Consider the following 17,226-nt stretch of genomic DNA (forward strand, 5'->3'; position numbering starts at 1 on the left):
GGTTAAGCAATTTTTCTTAATAGGCCTTGGGTGTTTTGTCTCATAGTGCTGGCCACCATAAAATAACCAATAGCAGATACAAAAATAGCTCCACTTAATGGTCCTAACAGCCAAATATAAGGGTGCATTCGACCTTCAACACTAAACAGTTGTTGTTGAATTACCAGTAAAGCCACATCACTTACTATTGCTGCAACTAGGCCAGAAATTGCCCCCAATAGCATAAATTCATAAAGCGTTGCTAGTTTAATCAGTCGACCTTTAGCCCCTAGCGTTCGTAATATCACCACTTCTTCCATACGCTCAGCCAAACTTGCTTGCACCTGTGAAATAAGCACTAAAGCTCCGCTTATCAACACAATTGATAAAACAAAGCCAATAGCTAAGGAGACTTGTGCAATAATCGATTGGGCTTGCTCTATTTGAGACTTGATATCAATCATACTTATCGTTGGGTAACGTTGTAATAAATGACTAATATCCTTGGTGTGTTTATCTTGTAATTTCGCGGCACTGAAATAGGTTACCGGTATCTTACCAGCCATATTGGGGCTTAAAATCATAACAAAATTAGGTTTTAATGTTCCCCAGTCAACACTCCTAAAACTAGTAACCTTAGCTTCTATTGGTTGTTCATTAACTAAAAGTGTTATGGTATCGCCCAGCTTTAAACCAAGTGTTTCTCGCCAACCGTCAAAAACGGACACTTCAATTTCATCGCCACCCGTACCTCCATCAGTGAACCATCGTCCTTCCGTTATTTCATTACCTTCAGGTAAAGACTCTAACCAGGTTAAGTTAGGCTCTCTGTTGACCCCTTCTTTGGCATCTTCATCTTTTTCTTCACCTTCCTGTTTTGAGACGCTTCGAGCAAACTCTTCACCATTAACCGCATCAACTCGTCCGCTAAAAACAGGATAAAACGCTTCATGAGCAATATTATTATCTGTAAAAAATTGCGTAATCGGATCGACTTCTTGCTCGCTAATATTAATAATAAACATATTAGGTGCATTAGGTGGAACTTGCATTTGCCAGTCTGTAATAATGTCATTTTTTAAAACAACTAAAAATAGCATTAACTTAATTGCTAACGCGAAACTGATCAGTTGAATCGCATTAGCATTAGCTCTTTTTTGTAATGTAGCTATCGCTAACGACCAACTAGAACCAGGTCTAAGCCCTAAACTGCGGCCAGCAGCAAATAATAATCGAGATATACCATATAAAACAGCAATCACTAATAAAGTCGATGCGAATAAAATTAAGGTAGTAACGATCTCACCACTAAATAACCACATTAAAACAAAAATGGTCAAAAAGGAGAGGACAAGATGAAGTCGGCTCAGTGCAATCGTATCACCCAAATTGCGACGTAAGACACGCAGAGGAGGAATATCAAATAAATCTAATAAGGGTTTAAGGGAAAACATTAACGCACAAATTAGCCCAATAAAGCCAGATAATAACCAAGGACGCATGCCTGCTTGTGGTAACTCAGTGCCCATAAAATTTGCTAAATAATCAGCACCAATAGTTTGCAGAATAAAGCCTATCAGTAAACCTGCGATAATAGAAAAGCCGGTCACTAAACTAAGGTGCAAAAGAAAGATATTACGAATAACTCTACGACTACCGCCAAGCGTTTTCATCATTGCGACGGGATCATATTGTCGTTCACAATAACGTTTCGCTGAAACTGCCATAGCAACTGCCGCTAACATAATGCCAAATAAACCAGCGAGTAATAAAAATCGCTCTGCTCGGTCTAAATTATTACCCAAGGGGGATTGTCTATCTTTAATCCCTTCCCAGTTTTGATTACTTTTAAGTTGTGGCTTAAGCCAAGCGTAATAACCGCTAAGCTGTTGTTCATTTCCCGAGAAAAGTAGACGATGAAATACCCTGCTGCCCGCTTGAACAGCTTTAGTGACAGGGATATCTTCATAGCTTAAAAGTACGCGTTTATTACCAGATAAAGAGAAAAAGGGCGCGTCAGGTTCTTTCACTAATACTTTACTAACGTTAAAAACTCCAGCACCTAATTCAACGTTATCGCCGACCTTGACATTAAGCGTATAAAATAAACCTTCGCTAAGCCAAATTGAGCCTGCCTTGGGACCAGTAGCAACTTCATATGCTTGGCTGGTTAAGCTATCCTTAATAGTAAGCTTACCTTTGAGAGGGTAAGTGTTAGTTCCTGCTTTCACTGAGCCTAGTACCAATTCATCATTAGCAAACAGCATAGAATCAAAATAGAGCACCTTAGCTGTTTTAAGCCCAAGTTCGTTTGCTTTTGTTAATAGTTGTGGATCAAAAGCGTGATTGCTAGACAAACGACGATCCGCGGCAATAAAGTCACTACTTTTTTGGGCGATATTTAAACCAATTCGTTCTGTAATTGCAGACAGACTAAAGACAGTAAGTACTGCCAGCGCTATCGCTGCAAAGATGATAGTTAATTCACCACGCCTAAACTCTCGCGAAAATAACTTAAAAGCCAATTTAACCCACATTGACAGCTGCTCCTTCACTAATTTTTTCCAGTTGTCCGCCTTCAATATGTATAATGCGCTGGCATTGCTTCGCTAACTGTTCGTCATGAGTAACGAGTACTAGCGTAGTACCGTTTTGCTTATTTAAATCAAATAATAATTTTTCAATCAGATGACCATTTTTACTATCGAGGTTCGCAGAGGGCTCATCTGCAAAAAGTATTTTAGGTGAACCAATGAAAGCTCTCGCAATTGCAACTCTCTGCTGCTCTCCTCCTGATAATTGTGAAGGGTAATGCTCAAGCCGATGTGAAAGCCCTACTTTTTCCAGTAACTCAATTGCTTGGGCCTTAGCATCATGATCGCCAGCGAGCTCTGCTGGCAACATCACATTTTCAAGTGCGGTTAAACTTTGAACCAACATAAATGATTGGAAAACAAAACCAATTTTTTCTGCCCTTACCTGAGCACGCGCTTCTTCATCAAGTGTACTTAAGGCTTCGCCATCGAGATGCACATCACCTTGGCTGGCAACATCTAATCCAGCTAATAAACTTAATAACGTAGATTTACCTGAGCCTGAAGCACCAACAATAGCAACTGACTCTCCCGACTTGACAGAAAAGTTTATATCGCTAAGGATAGTAAGGCTTCCTTCAAGTGTACTAACACGCTTAGTAAGCCCTGACACTTGTATAACATTTAACTGAGAAAGTACTGACATGACTCGTTGTTTCCTAAAATCTATTATTATTTTAATTTTGACAAACCTATCATTTACCAGCTTGGCAAATGATAAAATTTTACTTATTGGTGACAGCTTAAGCGCTGGCTATGGACTTGAGCAAGCACAAGCATGGGTTCATTTGTTACAAAATAAATATAGAGAAGATAATAAACCTGTCACCATCATAAATACAGCTATCAGTGGTCAAACTACGGATAATGCCTTATTGAAAATTGATGCTTGGCTTAACGCACACCAGCCTAGCCATGTGTTAATTGAATTGGGTGGCAATGATGGTATCAGAGGTTTTCCAGTGAAGTTACTGCAGAAACATTTAACTGAGCTAGTGACCAAAAGCCAACAATATGGCGCGAAAGTCGCTTTAATGGAAATTCAAATTCCCCCTAATTTAGGCCCAAGATACCGTAAAATGTTTACTGATAGCTATACCAAAGTGACCGAACAAACGGGAGCCCATCTTATGGCTTACTTTATGACAGATGTTGCCGTTGATTCTTCGCTAATGCTCAATGATAACTTACACCCCAATGCAAAAGCACAACCTATCATCCGTGATTTTATGTATAGCGAAATTGATAAGTGGTTACAAAAGTAATATATACCCGTTACCATTCAAAGTGCATGATTTCAGAGCGAGTTAAAAGTGCTTTAGGCAAGGCATTTATTTTAAACAATGGTTACTCCCTTGTTCAAATGAATAACGCCGCATAAATCACTTTTAGCCCTATCGAAGAAGCGCTTGAGCAACATCACTGCATCGTTGCACCTTTTTGTAAGGGAATAACCATTACTACAAAGGTGCGCCTTGTATTGAAATTGCTCATGCCCTCTGAAACATGCATCTTGATTGGTAACGGGTATCGGTTAAATCGCCAAGAATAGTTAAATCAAGCTAGTCTAACAGGTTGTTTTTAGGGTAAACTTATCTTCAACACGGAGAGTCCTTTCTAAGGTATTCACCGGTAAAAATAACAGCTGCTTGATTTATAGTTATCAAAATATATACCTGCATAATTTTCAAAATACCCAAAACATTTCTGTTTAGTAAATCAACGTAAACTAGAGCAATACTATGGACTTTATCTGGATACTTTTCGCTTTCATTTGCGGCTTGGCGGCAAAAACAATCTCACTGCCCCCCTCTATCGGTTTCCTTGCCGCGGGATTTATCCTAAACATTGCTGGTTATCAAGCTGATGAAAGCTTAAGTGTATTAAGTGACTTAGGTATTACCATCATGTTGTTTACCATAGGTTTAAAACTTAACGTAAAAAACCTATTCAAAACAGAAGTGTGGTTGGGTTGCTCCTTACATACTCTACTTTGGATTGTTGTCACCATAACCTTTGTTAAATTACTCGCTTTAATATCGGTGAGTTACTTCAGTGATTTAGACATAATGACTGCTGCATTGATCGCTTTTGCCTTGAGTTTTAGTAGTACTGTTTGTGTAATAAAATTGTTAGAAGAAAATGGAGAAATGCGTACTCGCCATGGCAAGTTAGCTATCAGTATTCTGGTTATTCAAGACATCATTGCTGTTGCTTTTTTAGTTTTTGCGACAGGTAAAATACCGTCAGTTTGGGCATTTTCGTTACTCGGTTTATTTTTAATTAAACCCTTAATTAATAGGGTTATTAATCATGTTGGCCATGGTGAACTAATTACATTAATGGGTTTCTTTCTCGCTCTAGGTAGTTATGAATTATTTGAATTGGTCAATATTAAAGGTGACTTAGGAGCATTGCTTGTTGGTATGTTCTTAGCTTCTCATCTTAAAGCGACTGAAATTAATAAAGCATTAATGAATTTTAAAGATATATTTTTAATTGGCTTCTTTCTTTCTATTGGTTTTACTGCGATTCCTACATTGGAAATGTTAGGTTTAGCGACACTATTAATGTTATTGGTCCCTATTAAATTTGTGATGTTCTACGGTATTTTTACCCTATTAAAAGTACGCTGTCGAACTGCGTTCTTAAGCGCGCTATCTTTGAGTAACTTTAGTGAATTTGGTTTAATTGTGGGGGCGTTAAGCGTGTCTTCTGGATGGCTAAGTAATGATTGGCTGGTGATCCTTGCATTAAGCATGGCTATATCCTTTATTTTAACAAATATCATTTATCGGTTCGCCCATACGCTTTTTACCAAACATAGAGGATTTTTATCGCGTTTTGAACGACAAACCAAACTCGAAGAAGACAATTTTTGTCAACCTTGCCAGCGCCCTATCGTGATAATCGGTATGGGCCGTGTTGGAATGGGGGCTTATCAAGCAATAAATAGTCATGGTACTAGCCCTGCATGGGGCTTAGATGCTGATAAAGAAAAAATAACGTGGTTAAATAGTAAAGGGATGGAAGCCTATTACGGTGATGCAGAAGATATCTACTTTTGGGAAAGTATCGATCTATCACAGCTTGAACTTGTGTTACTCGCGTTACCTTCAGTACAAGATATTATCAACATTACTAAGCAGTTAAGGGCAGCAAATTATAAAGGAAAAATTGCCGCTGTAGCACGCTACGATGATGAACGTAAACAACTAGAAGCATTTGGTATTGATAAAGTCTTTAACTTTTATACTGAGGCCGGGGTAGGTTTTGCTGAGGAAAGCCTAGCTTTATTACCTAAAAACATGCCATAAACAGGAAAATATCATAGCCATTTACGTGATTAAATCAGCTAGTTCAAAATAAGTACACAGCCAATGCAATATTGGTAATTCTCATTGTCATCACCATGAGAATTACCAGCATAAAAGAAATATAAACCACGCAACAAACAAGCTAAGCAATTGTATTAAAAGCTGAATATAAATAAACAAAAAAACATTAGCAATTTAAAAAACTTACACTAAACTTAATTACACAAGCTTGGCATGACGTAATGTTTTTGTTGCTAAGATGTAAGTTAATTGTGTTACAACCTAGTTTATTTTTGTTTTTATCTTAATGACCAGATAATGGTTCATTAGCGCACGGCTCAAACCCCTGAGCCAATCTTTGAGCCCAAACGATTGTTTGGGCTTTTTTTTATTCAATTTATTAATATTTATTTAGATTTACTTAAAAAAGAGCGATTTATAACTTAAAAAGACGGTTAAAATTATCACTTGAGAGCTTAGCTATCTCTTCAACCGATTGACCTCGGATACTTGCTAAGTGCTTGGCAACTTCTACGACATAAGCGGGTTGATTTTCTTTACCACGATGAGGAATAGGTGCAAGATATGGTGCATCAGTTTCAATTAAAAATTTATCATCAGGTACTAAAGCTGCTACTTCTCTTAATGCAGTGGCATTTTTAAAGGTAACGATACCTGAGAAGGAGATATAAAAGCCTAATGCAATCGCCTGTTCAGCCATCTCCCAGCTTTCTGTAAAACAATGCAGTATACCGCCTACCTGATCTGCCCCTTCACTACGAAGTAATGCTAAAGTATCTTGCTGTGCCTCACGAGTATGAATGATCATTGGTTTATTTAATTGTTTGGCTACGTGAATATGCTTTTTAAATGAATCAAGCTGTAGAGCTTTTGTCTCAGGAGCATAGTGATAATCTAATCCCGTTTCACCAATCGCTATAACACGCTCATCTTGGCTTAATGCTAATAGTTGCTCAGGTATAATTTCATCTTTTTGATTTAAAGGATGAGCACCACAAGTAAGAAAAACATTGTCATAATGAGCTGTTTTGGCTGCCATTTCAGGAAAGTCAGCTAATGTAACGCTCACGCATAGTAGTTTAGTTACCTTAGCCGCTTTCGCCGCCTCAATAACATTATCCAAATTATTATCATGTAGAGATAAGTTAAGTCGATCTAAATGACAATGAGAATCTATAAACAACGAGGAGCTCCTGTGCTTTTAAAATAGTTTTTTAATAATGAACGTTTGTCACTTACTAAGTTGTGACAAGAAGCCAAACTACATAGTTAGTGTTGGCTCTGAAGAATTTAAATGTCGAGCAATTATTTGCTCAATTTGATGACGAACTTTTTCCGGATCTTTAACAAAAGTAATACCAACACCAGGAGGTGTACCATTTTGTGCGCCAACGGGAGTCAGCCAACAAACTTCACCTTGAACGATAGACTCTTCTAACGCATCTGGCAGTAATATATGCAATTCAACTTCATCGCCTAAATCATATTGACGGGGTGTACGTACAAAAATGCCACCTTCATTAAGGAAAGGCATAAAACCAAGATATAAATCACGGTCTGAATAAAACTCTACGTTTAATGGAACCAAGTTGGTCTCCTATATCGATGGTCTAACGATATCATTTATCGTCATAAGTAACTGTTCACCGACGAATTGTCGATTAGCTTGTAGATAAGACTTTATCAGTTTATTACTAGTGATGATAGCTTGATATATTTGATTAAGCACTTGCACTGAAATTTTCTGTTTAACAAGCAATAAGGTCTGATCCGTTGCATTAGCAAGGTAATATTCTCTCATTAGATTACAGGTTATTTTTTCTAACCAACGTAAACTGTGCTTATTATCAACAATCTGACTCAGTAACTTATCTTCACTTTGGCCATGTAATAAATAATCTAATAAATATTGATTAAAAACCTGAAACTCTTGATAAACAATTTTATCGGTTAATTCAGGTAAATGAGATAAATTAATGTAAGCTGTATCATTAGCTTTTTTAGACAAAGTAGAACTACTTGATAGTTGAGTATCATCAAAGTTCGAGACATTGAGTTGCGCCAACAAGGCCTCACCTATCATAGGCCTAATAGCATATACAGCACACCGACTTACAATTGTCGGTAATAAGCTATCAAGATCGTCTGCGATTAAAACAATATAACTATTTGCACTTGGCTCCTCTAATGTTTTCAATAATGCATTAGCGGCAGCAATCGTCATTACCTGAGCTTGTGGAATTAATATTGTTTTCACCTTGCCTAGGTGAGCTGTTTTTTCTAGAAATGCATTACCACGACGAATGTCGTCAACTCCTAAGGTTTTATTCTCGGTATTCAACAATAAGTGGTCCGGGTAGGTATCACTTTTCCTAAGCAGGCAAGCTTTACATTGACCACAGGCTTCGCTAATGGTCTCAGACTCAAGAGCTTTAGTTGTTGATAACGGATTTTGACATATCAACAACTCAATTAACCACTTTGCCAATGCCCCCTGACCAGCACCTTCTATACCCTGAATGATAATGGCATGTGCTAAGGTATTTTGTTGATATTGTCGGCTTAATTGCACTTGCTTTTCGCGGGAAATTTGTAGCATATTCGTTTTCTAACCCTTATCCGTTTTAGCAATAAACCCAATAACAGCTTTCTCTACGTCTTGATGCACTTGTAACATTGTTTGTGCTGCATCAACGGTAATAATGGAATCATCTTGTTCGGCGAGCTCTCGATACTTATTATGAACACGAATAAAAAATTCCATCTTTTCTAATTCAATTCGATCAAGGTCACCCCGAGCTTTAGCACGAGATAAACCAATATGCGGGTCTATGTCTAAATAAAGGGTAATATCAGGACGAAAGCCTTTTAAAGTGATATCACTGATGGTATTCATTATAGTTTCGTCAAATCCTCGACCTCCCCCTTGATAAGCGCGCGAGCTCAAATCATGACGATCGCCTATTACCCACTTTCCTGCGGCTAAAGCAGGTAGTATTTTGTTGGCAAGTAATTGACTTCGACTGGCATACATAAGTAGTAACTCTGTTTCCACAGTAAGTTTTTCTTGATGATCTACCGATTTAACCATATCACGTAAGGATTCAGCTAAAGGTGTGCCACCGGGCTCTCTGGTATTAATATACTCAATACCATGTTTATTTAGCGTACTTTCAATGACAGTTATAGCCGATGATTTACCAGCACCTTCCATGCCTTCAATGACAATAAATTTTCCTGTAGACATAGCTGAGCTTTTACCTTTTGACAGTTGTATCGTTAAATGTAATCAATTATATAGTTTATATTATTCAGTCATATATTTACTTTGATTTATTTTTCCTTTGCGCTTTTAAGTAACGCTTAACAGCAAAGTTATGTTCAGCTAGCGTTTTACTAAAAACATGTTTGCCATCACCGCCGCTAACAAAGTAATAATAATCACTCTTTACTGGGTTTAGTGTAGCTTGTAGAGCTGACAAACCAGCCATTGCGATAGGCGTTGGCGGTAAACCATTAATTTTATAGGTATTGTAAGCCGTTTTTTCTCGTAGATGTGCACGGGTTATATCTCCAGCATAACGCTCACCTAAACCATAAATAACCGTTGGATCGGTTTGTAAACGCATTTTTTTTCGTAAGCGATTAACGAAAACCGATGATATTGTTGGCTGTTCGGCAATATAACTTGTTTCCTTTTCTATGATCGAGGCCATAATCAATGCTTGGTAAGGTGTTTTGTAAGGTAAGTTTTCTGCTCTGCTCTGCCATAACTCATTCAATTGTGCCTGCATATTTACGTAAGCACGTTTCAATAGTGTTATATCTTTAGTATCTGCTGTAAATGCATAAGTATCAGGAAATAACCACCCTTCAGGGTTTACTGAGTCAATACCCAGTTTTATCGCTATTTCATTAATCGATTTATCTTCAATCGTTTGTTTAATATAAGGATGACCTGCGAGTATAATTAATGCGTCTTTAAAAAGCGTACCTTCGATAAAGGTGACAGAGAATTGGTGCTCTTTACCATCAACAAGCTGAACTAATAGTTGCGCTAAGGTTGAACCTTTGGTTATCAGGTAGGTACCCGCTTTAATATTTGCTTTTTGTGGAAATAGGCGACCATAATTTCTCAGCCAAAAACGGGTTGGTATCCATTTTTTATCCGCTAATTTTTTGGCAAAGGAGCTAACAGAGCTGCCAGGCATTACTTTTAGATAAGTATTTTTTTCGATTGCTATAGGGGTATGTAAGGCCTGTTCAAATTGATAACTTAAGGTAGCTATCGTACCAAGTAATGCCAAAATAATAATAATAATAAGTTTTTTGAGCACGCTTTGTCCTTAATTAGTTTACTAGAAAAACGACAAAAAAATCGTTTAAATAAATCCTTTCATTTGTCTTTGAAGCTTCAATACAAGATCAACAGCAAGTAGACGATTATTGTACGTTTTTACCGGCATTATGCCCATCAAAGAATTTGAGATAAACATAGCTTGTGCGTATTTAAGATCTTCAAATGAGGTTTGGCGTACTTTTATTTGACTGTTATTGGCTATAATCACTTGTCTAATAATACCATCCACTCCTGATGTTGATATTTCAGGGGTGCATAACTGTTCATTGCGCCAATAAAATAAATTTGAACTAGTAGCCTCAATAACATCACCTTGGCAATTAGTAACAATAAGATCGTCCTCACTACGCTCATCAAGCTCAGTTCTTAATAATACTTGCTCAAGTCTATTGAGATGTTTAATCCCGCCAAGCATTGAGCTAGTTCCAATCTGAGACTTACTATCTCCTACATTAATTCCTTGTCGAGCTAGCGTTTCATAGTGACTTGGAAAATCAGATATCATGATGATTATGTTTGCAGCATGATCACTTAGTCCAACTCTAGAGTAACCTCTGCCACCACTGCCTGCAGTTATCATTACTTTTAGTACCGCTAGCGAATAACCTTTGACCACCGATACTAATTGTTCTTTCAAACTTATGTTTGATGGTAGCAGCAGTTTTAATTGCTGACAGCCATGAGTTAATCGCTCAATATGCTTTTCTAATAATACCACTTCGCCATTAACGACTTTAGCCGTGGTAAATATCCCATCACCGTAAGCTAGTCCCCTATCGGTTACCGCTATATCTGTTTGTTGTTGACCATTTACCGAGCAATATTTCATTGAGTGTCGCTACATTAGTAATAATATAAAATTTATTGACATAAAAAAGCCTGAAGACTTCCTCTGCATAGAGGTTAGTATTCAGGCTTACTCATTACTTTTCAAGTGGTTTACATTAATTGCGGATAACTAATCAAAAGTAAACTAGAACAAACTAAATCTTCTTAAAGATTAATGAGCCGTTTGTACCACCAAAACCAAATGAATTACAAAGTACATATTCAAGGTCAACATCACGTGCTGCACCAGCAATATAATCTAGATCACAACCTTCATCAGGGTTATCTAAATTTATCGTCGGAGGAACTTGGCTATTTACTAATGCTTGAATACTAAAAATAGCTTCAATAGCTCCTGCAGCACCTAACAAATGTCCCGTCATAGACTTGGTAGAGCCCATCATTACATTCTTTGCACCAGCACCAAATACAGTCTTAACCGCATTAGTTTCTGCCATATCACCCGCTTGTGTAGAAGTACCATGGGCATTGATGTAACCAATTCTGCTAATATCAACTTTCGCGTCATTAATAGCATTTTGCATAGCACGCGCTGCGCCATCGCCATTTTCAGGTGGTGAAGTCATATGATAAGCATCACCGCTCATACCAAAGCCAACAAGCTCAGCATAAATTTTTGCACCACGGGCTTTTGCATGTTCATATTCTTCAACAACGATAACACCAGCACCATCACCAAGAACAAAACCATCGCGATCTTTGTCCCAAGGACGAGATGCCGCTTCAGGGTCATCATTTCGACGAGATAAAGCGCGAGCAGCACCAAATCCGCCCATACCCAGTGTTGTGGAAGCTTTTTCAGCACCACCGGCAACAACAGCGTCGGCATCACCGTAAGCAATCATACGGGCAGCATGGCCAATGTTATGCACGCCACTAGTACACGCAGTAGTAATCGCAATATTAGGACCTTGCAGACCAAACATAATTGATAAGTGACCCGCAATCATATTGATAATTGTTGAAGGCACAAAAAATGGCGATAACTTACGTGGATTACCTTCAGCTTTGATTAGCTTGTTATGATTTTGTTCAATTAAACCTAAACCGCCAATGCCAGAGCCAATAGCAACACCAATACGGGGTGCATTTTGCTCAGTAACTTCAAGACCTGAGTCTTTAAAAGCTTGTACGCCCGCAGCAATACCATATTGAATAAAAAGATCCATTTTTTTGGCTTCTTTTCGTTCCATATAATTTTGGGCATCAAAGTTTTTTACTAAGCCAGCAAATTTAGTGGGATAATCTGTGGTATCAAAATGATCAATATTACCTATACCACTTTTACCAAGTAGCAGGTTTTGCCATGTTTCTTCTGCGGTGTTGGCTAATGGGCTAAGCATGCCAATGCCAGTAACTACTACACGTCTCATAACAGAGCGGCCTCCGAAAAATTAAATGTATTACTCAATGATAGTCTTTTATTGAATAATATCGTCATCTTATAGATAAAAAAAAAGCGGTCACTTACAATTAAGTATACCGCTTTTATTATTTGACTAAGCTCGATAACATCGAACTTATTAACAATTACTGGTTAGCAGTAACGTAATCGATTGCTGCTTGAACTGTTGTAATTTTTTCAGCTTCTTCGTCAGGAATTTCAGTATCAAATTCTTCTTCTAACGCCATAACTAATTCAACAGTGTCTAATGAGTCAGCACCTAAGTCATCAACAAATGATGAATCAATTTTTACTTCTGCTTCACTAACACCTAACTGTTCAACTGTGATTTTTTTTACGCGTTCTTCGATATTACTCATTTTATTTCCTTTACTGAAAGTGCATTTTTTCAAATTGCGTGTAGTGTATTCGTCAACAGCTTGCCATGCAAGCAACTAATTCACTTTTTTAAGCTGGTCTAACCTGTTGAAGTATTGAAAAATATGATTAAAAAACAATGTAAGCCTTAAAAATCAAGGCTTACACCATATACATACCACCATTAACGTGGATTGTTTCACCCGTAACATAAGCTGCAGCATCTGATGCTAGAAACGCGACAGTACTAGCAATTTCTTCTGGCTTACCTAAACGATTAGCAGGAACTTGTGAAAAAATCCCTTCTTTTTGTTCATCGGTTAGCGTTTGTGTCATATCTGTATCTATAAAGCCTGGTGAAACTGTATTTACCGTAATACCACGAGAAGCGACTTCACGTGCTAAGGCTTTAGTGAAACCTAATAAACCCGCTTTAGCTGTTGCATAGTTAACTTGACCAGCATTACCCATTGTACCTACAACAGAGCCAATATTGATGATACGGCCTGTACGCTTCTTCATCATAGGACGAATGGCAGCTTTACTTACTTTGAAAACAGACGTTAAGTTAGTTTCAATAATGTCTGACCACTCATCATCTTTCATACGCATAAATAAATTATCACGGGTGATACCAGCGTTATTTACTAGAATATCAATGGAACCATGTGCTTCTTTAATAGCTACAAACATTTCAGCGATAGATTCATCACTTGTTACGTTTAGTACCAAACCCATACCACTACCGTTATCAGCAGTTAAATACTCAGTTATGTTATTGGCACCATTTTCTGATGTCGCGGTACCAATTACCGTTGCACCAAGTGACTGTAATTGTGTAGCTATTGCTTTACCAATACCACGACTTGCGCCAGTAACTAAAGCGACTTTACCTTCTAAAGAAAACATATTTTTACCTGCTCTTTTTATTTTATAACGTTACCTTGTTCAATAAGGTAACGAATCATTTATATTAAATTATTTTATACCCGTTCCGCTTGAAGTTGCATGATTCAGCTGGAATTAGAAACGCCTTTAGGCAAGGTATTGATTGAAGAGAATAGTTATTCTATTGTCGAAATCAATAACGCAGCATAAAGCATTTCTAAACCAGCCCCTTGGGGAAGTCTGAGCGACTCAGACTTCCTGAAACGAGCATATTCAAGTGGTTCGGGTATATCTTGCTAGAATATAATCGTTTACTTAACAACGGTTATATTTCACCAGTAACTAAATCTTTTGCTTGCTGTAACGAATCCGTTGTATTAAAACTAACACTGCGTAGTGATTTATTTATACGCTTATTCAAGCCTTGTAATACTTTACCAGGGCCTACTTCAACCACTTTCTCTATACCGTCATTTGCTAGCAGAGTAATAGTTTCACTCCAACGTACAGGCGAATATAATTGCTTAACTAGTGCAGCTTTTATTGCTTCTCCTGAGACCTCTTCAGCGACATCCACATTATTTACTACGGCAATCTTCGGCTGGTTAAAAGTGATACACTCTAGCTCTATAGCCAATTTAGTTGCTGCATCGCTCATTAAAGCACAATGCGATGGCACGCTAACAGGTAACGGTAAAACACGTTTTGCCCCTGCAGCTTTACAAAGCACTCCAGCACGCTCAACAGCTTCTTTATGGCCAGCAATAACAACCTGACCGGGAGAATTAAAATTAACTGCTGAAACAACTTGTGTATCCTTTGCTTCATTACAGGCATTAATAATATCTTCATCAGCTAAGCCAATAACAGCTGCCATGGCTCCAACGCCTTCAGGAACACAGGCTTGCATGAACTGACCACGTTTTTCAACTAATACTACCGCGTCACTTAGGGAGAACACTCCTGCACACACTAGCGCTGAATATTCACCTAAACTGTGGCCAGCCATAATATCGGGGGTTACTGTCGACTCTGCTTGCCAAACACGCCATAAGGCAACACTCGCCGTTAACAATGCTGGTTGAGTAAAATTAGTTTGATTAAGTTTTTCTGCTGGACCTTGGCTAACTAATTGCCATAAATCATAACCTAAAGCTTTAGAAGCTTCTTCAAAGGTTGCTTGTACGATACTGTTTTCTGCAAAGTCACTGAGCATGGCAACAGTTTGTGAGCCCTGTCCTGGAAAAATGAATGCTAATTTATTTTGCATATTGATACTCTATTTAAATTTTTTGTTAATAAATAACCTGAACGCTACTTAATAAAGATTTCTTTAGCAGCTACTTTACTGACTTCTTCGTTAAATTTACTTGCAATAAGCGAGCTATTGACACGTAAATTTGCCTTGAATTAAGAAAAATATCAAGCTAACGATATTAAAGCAACTTAAGCATTATAATTCAATACATTAACTATCTATTAAAGTGAGTTCAGGTTAAACACGTTGATTTTAGTATTATTAATTGAGGAAAAGTTATTATAGTAAAAATATTTTTCACTAGATAAAGCATGGTTAACGACAAGTAAAACCGTGTTCTAATGAGGTTTTAATTTTCTCAGGAACTTGCCTTTCAACTTCTTTTACGGCTTCTTCAATTGCAGATAAAAAAGCGCTTGAATTAGCATTACCATGACTTTTAACCACTATACCGCGTAATCCTATCAAACTTGCGCCATTGTACTGGTCGGGGTTCATGGTTTTAAACAGTTTTTTGAAGCTTGGTTTAAGTAATGAGCCAAATAATTTAGCCACTAAACTCGCGCTAAAAGCGGTTTTAGATTTTTGATAAACTAACCGTGCAACACCTTCACAGGTTTTTAATGCGACATTACCAACAAAACCATCACAGACAATAACATCGGCTTTATTGGAAAAAATATCGCTACCTTCAATAAAACCAACATAATTAATATCTTTATTTTCCGTCAATTCAAGTGCTGCGAGTTTTATATGATCGCTGCCTTTAATTGCTTCCTCACCCATATTAAGTAAAGCAACTCGTGGTTTATTAATACCATCCACTTGTTCGGCCATTACTGAACCCATCACACCAAATTGGTATAATACATGGGAATCACAAAATACATTGGCGCCCAAATCAAGCATAAAAACATGTTTATCTTTATCATGGGTAGGTAATGATGAAATAAGTGCTGGGCGCTCTACTCCCGGTATGTTTTTTAACACAAAATGTGCCATAGAAAATAATGCCCCGGTGTTGCCGGCACTTACACAAGCTTGTGCACGACCTTCATGAACCAGATCAAGTGCTTTACGCATTGATGAGTCTTTTTTGGTCCTGAGTGCGACAATTGGCTTATCCGACATTAAAACAACTTGAGAGGTCGGAAAAATACTTAACTGTTTATGAGTAGTTAAATTTTCTTGGGTGATTTTAAAACGAGCAAGGATTTCTGTAATGATGATTTCATCACCACAAAGAATGAGGTGCAAATTTGGCTGATGATTTATAGCCTTGATTGCTGAAGAAATTGTTATAAGGGGGCCTTGGTCGCCCCCCATAACATCTAACGCGATGGTTAGATCAGTATTTAAGCTCAAACGAGGTAAGCCTAAAATATAATCGCTTAAACAGCGATTACTTTAACGCCTTTGTAAAAACCATCAGCAGTTATATGGTGACGACGATGCGTTTCACCTGACACTGGATCTACTGATAAGTTTTCCGGTGTTACTGCATCATGTGAACGGCGCATGCCACGTCTTGAACGAGACTTTTTGCTTTTTTGTACTGCCATGAGTTACTCCTAAATCGGTTATTAGTTAAATAGCTGTATGCTTATTAACTACTTGAATTGTTTTAATACATCAAATGGATTTGGCTTCTCAAGCTCTTCTGGCAACTCACCCCAAACTGAATCAGCATCAGCTGAACAATCTTGAATGTTGTGCCGTGGAATTAATGGGATCATGAGCATTAACTCTTCTTCCACTAATTCGCGTAAGTTTACTTCACCATTTTCATCTAATTCTACTACGTCATAATATGACGGGATTTTTTCAGCTGCTTCCTCATTTTTGGCAGGACTAAAAGTAAACTCTACTTCAAGTGACTGATCAAAAGTTTCGTTACACCGCTGACAAGTTAATGCAACTAATGCCGATCCCGTACCTGACATTACTGTCAAACCACGTTCATCCACATCAAACTTAACACTTACTTGAACATGCTCGCTTCTGCTTTCGCATTCTGCAAGCAGTCTCGTCATATCCGCTAATTTAAATACACCTTTGCACACGAGTCTACGTTGCGCGCTACGGGATGGACTAATTGTTATTGGAAGTTTAAGATTCTGCATAAGGCGCGCATATTATAGTCCCTACAGGCAAGTGTCAAAAGAAAATTGCACTATTTTGTTTAAAAGCTCAAGATA

The 17,226-nt window shown here is 37.8% G+C and carries 17 protein-coding genes; 2 read left to right on the forward strand and 15 right to left on the reverse strand.

What is annotated here, in order from left to right; genetic code table 11:
* Window positions 1–2: 2 nt before the first annotated feature.
* Window positions 3–2,516, reverse strand: a complete 2,514-nt coding sequence (locus tag ESZ36_RS00460) for an ABC transporter permease (protein WP_146782016.1) — start codon at window positions 2,514–2,516, stop codon at window positions 3–5.
* Window positions 2,506–3,219 carry an ABC transporter ATP-binding protein gene (locus ESZ36_RS00465; RefSeq protein WP_146782019.1) on the reverse strand — a complete coding sequence of 238 codons (714 nt, stop codon included), beginning with the start codon at window positions 3,217–3,219 and terminating at the stop codon, window positions 2,506–2,508. The genes ESZ36_RS00460 and ESZ36_RS00465 overlap by 11 nt, the downstream gene beginning before the upstream one ends.
* Between ESZ36_RS00465 and ESZ36_RS00470 the strand changes: the two genes are divergently transcribed.
* Together ESZ36_RS00470 and ESZ36_RS00475 are read left to right on the forward strand one after the other, a co-directional pair.
* Entirely contained in the window at window positions 3,218–3,838 is a 621-nt protein-coding gene (locus ESZ36_RS00470) for an arylesterase (RefSeq protein ID WP_146782022.1), read from the forward strand. The two genes, ESZ36_RS00465 and ESZ36_RS00470, sit on opposite strands and share 2 nt — an antisense overlap.
* 477 nt (window positions 3,839–4,315) lie before the next feature.
* Window positions 4,316–5,890, forward strand: coding sequence for a cation:proton antiporter family protein (locus ESZ36_RS00475; protein WP_146782024.1), 1,575 nt, complete (start codon window positions 4,316–4,318; stop codon window positions 5,888–5,890).
* Between the two features lie 436 nt (window positions 5,891–6,326).
* Here ESZ36_RS00475 and ESZ36_RS00480 read toward each other — a convergent pair whose 3' ends face one another.
* From ESZ36_RS00480 to yceD, 13 genes are all read right to left on the reverse strand, one after another.
* Window positions 6,327–7,094 (reverse strand): TatD family hydrolase, encoded by a 768-nt coding sequence (locus ESZ36_RS00480; RefSeq protein ID WP_146782027.1) that lies wholly within the window; start codon window positions 7,092–7,094, stop codon window positions 6,327–6,329.
* 78 nt (window positions 7,095–7,172) lie between these two features.
* Window positions 7,173–7,499, reverse strand: a complete 327-nt coding sequence (locus tag ESZ36_RS00485) for a PilZ domain-containing protein (RefSeq protein WP_011043118.1) — start codon at window positions 7,497–7,499, stop codon at window positions 7,173–7,175.
* A gap of 9 nt (window positions 7,500–7,508) precedes the next feature.
* Window positions 7,509–8,510 (reverse strand): DNA polymerase III subunit delta', encoded by a 1,002-nt coding sequence (locus tag ESZ36_RS00490; RefSeq protein WP_146782030.1) that lies wholly within the window; start codon window positions 8,508–8,510, stop codon window positions 7,509–7,511.
* 9 nt (window positions 8,511–8,519) lie between these two features.
* Window positions 8,520–9,158, reverse strand: a complete 639-nt coding sequence (gene tmk, locus ESZ36_RS00495; RefSeq protein ID WP_146782032.1) for a dTMP kinase — start codon at window positions 9,156–9,158, stop codon at window positions 8,520–8,522.
* Between the two features lie 76 nt (window positions 9,159–9,234).
* Window positions 9,235–10,248 carry an endolytic transglycosylase MltG gene (mltG, locus tag ESZ36_RS00500; protein WP_146782035.1) on the reverse strand — a complete coding sequence of 338 codons (1,014 nt, stop codon included), beginning with the start codon at window positions 10,246–10,248 and terminating at the stop codon, window positions 9,235–9,237.
* Window positions 10,249–10,293: 45 nt separating this feature from the next.
* The gene (gene pabC, locus ESZ36_RS00505) at window positions 10,294–11,100 is read right to left on the reverse strand and encodes an aminodeoxychorismate lyase (protein ID WP_146782038.1); all 807 of its coding nucleotides are present in this window, start codon (window positions 11,098–11,100) and stop codon (window positions 10,294–10,296) included.
* A gap of 154 nt (window positions 11,101–11,254) precedes the next feature.
* Window positions 11,255–12,493, reverse strand: coding sequence for a beta-ketoacyl-ACP synthase II (fabF, locus tag ESZ36_RS00510; RefSeq protein ID WP_146782041.1), 1,239 nt, complete (start codon window positions 12,491–12,493; stop codon window positions 11,255–11,257).
* A gap of 157 nt (window positions 12,494–12,650) precedes the next feature.
* Entirely contained in the window at window positions 12,651–12,884 is a 234-nt protein-coding gene (gene acpP, locus ESZ36_RS00515) for an acyl carrier protein (protein WP_011043112.1), read from the reverse strand.
* A 160-nt stretch (window positions 12,885–13,044) separates the two neighbouring features.
* Window positions 13,045–13,791 carry a 3-oxoacyl-ACP reductase FabG gene (gene fabG / locus ESZ36_RS00520; protein WP_146782046.1) on the reverse strand — a complete coding sequence of 249 codons (747 nt, stop codon included), beginning with the start codon at window positions 13,789–13,791 and terminating at the stop codon, window positions 13,045–13,047.
* Window positions 13,792–14,095: 304 nt separating this feature from the next.
* Window positions 14,096–15,040 carry an ACP S-malonyltransferase gene (gene fabD, locus ESZ36_RS00525; protein ID WP_146782049.1) on the reverse strand — a complete coding sequence of 315 codons (945 nt, stop codon included), beginning with the start codon at window positions 15,038–15,040 and terminating at the stop codon, window positions 14,096–14,098.
* Between the two features lie 303 nt (window positions 15,041–15,343).
* A complete protein-coding gene (gene plsX / locus ESZ36_RS00530) occupies window positions 15,344–16,393 on the reverse strand; it encodes a phosphate acyltransferase PlsX (protein WP_146782053.1) in 1,050 nt (349 codons plus the stop codon).
* Window positions 16,394–16,419: 26 nt separating this feature from the next.
* Window positions 16,420–16,590: a 50S ribosomal protein L32 gene (gene rpmF, locus ESZ36_RS00535; RefSeq protein ID WP_011043108.1), complete on the reverse strand. Its 171-nt coding sequence runs from the start codon at window positions 16,588–16,590 to the stop codon at window positions 16,420–16,422.
* A 48-nt stretch (window positions 16,591–16,638) separates the two neighbouring features.
* Window positions 16,639–17,151, reverse strand: a complete 513-nt coding sequence (gene yceD, locus ESZ36_RS00540; protein WP_146782056.1) for a 23S rRNA accumulation protein YceD — start codon at window positions 17,149–17,151, stop codon at window positions 16,639–16,641.
* Between the last annotated feature and the right edge of the window lie 75 nt (window positions 17,152–17,226).

This window comes from Colwellia demingiae, assembly GCF_007954275.1.
GTDB lineage: Bacteria > Pseudomonadota > Gammaproteobacteria > Enterobacterales > Alteromonadaceae > Colwellia > Colwellia demingiae.